The organism is Priestia sp. P5_B4, assembly GCF_056400385.1.
Genome location: NZ_JBFULJ010001306.1, coordinates 1 through 766, shown reverse-complemented (window position 1 = coordinate 766; position 766 = coordinate 1). Strand labels below are relative to the sequence as shown.

The 766-nt window shown below is 35.0% G+C and carries 1 protein-coding gene; it reads right to left on the bottom strand.

Features of this window, described 5'->3' with window-relative positions; translation table 11 throughout:
* Positions 1 to 737: CotH kinase family protein (locus AC1DRF_RS30650; RefSeq protein ID WP_477742654.1), on the bottom strand; the 737-nt coding region annotated here is incomplete at its 3' end.
* Between the last annotated feature and the right edge of the window lie 29 nt (positions 738 to 766).

Genomic DNA, 766 nt, shown 5'->3' with positions numbered 1-766 from the left:
AGTTCAAAGCGCCCGCTTTCATGATTTAGATAGAGGGCATAGTTATGGACAAAACCGTCGTAATTCTGCATACAAATAATACCGACTAACCAAGATAAGTAGCGGTCGACGTTCAGGTACTTCTCAATWTTCTGTTCGAATTCCGTATTTGTCCACGTATTAAGATTAAATATAAACTTTTCTAATTTTTCCTGATCCCCTTCTTTCACTGCTTTATCTTCATATCCAGATAACAAAGTTGTTTTCGGCCTTTTATCCAAATCGCTCATCAAAGAAAAATTAGCATCTCCGTCCACTGCATAAAATATGGATCCATCCGCTAAATTTCTTTTTTCCAAAAATAGTTCATCTACCGATTCGAGTTGAAGATATATTCCTTCATTTTTCCCATTAATCTTAAGAGTGACAAACTGAGAATGAGGAGATAAAACGTCTAAAGAAGAGAAAAAATCGAGGGACAATTTATTGCGCATAAGCGATGGATCTTTGTATTCAGCGTTTAGGTGTATTTCTTTGGCTCGCTGAAATATTTTTGGAGAATAAAATTCAATATAATATGACTTTTTTTTCATCTTCCGAATGTGGGAGCCTCTTAGCAGCAAATCAATATCGTAGCGTTTTTTGTTAAACTTCATCGTTGCCTGAACCGCTTCTTCTGACCAAATATCTCTTTGCATTTCCTTTAAATCTTTTACATTCACAAACAGAGCGTATTGAGGGATTTCTTTTTGCTTCATTATTCGACCACCTTTCTTCAATTATTAAA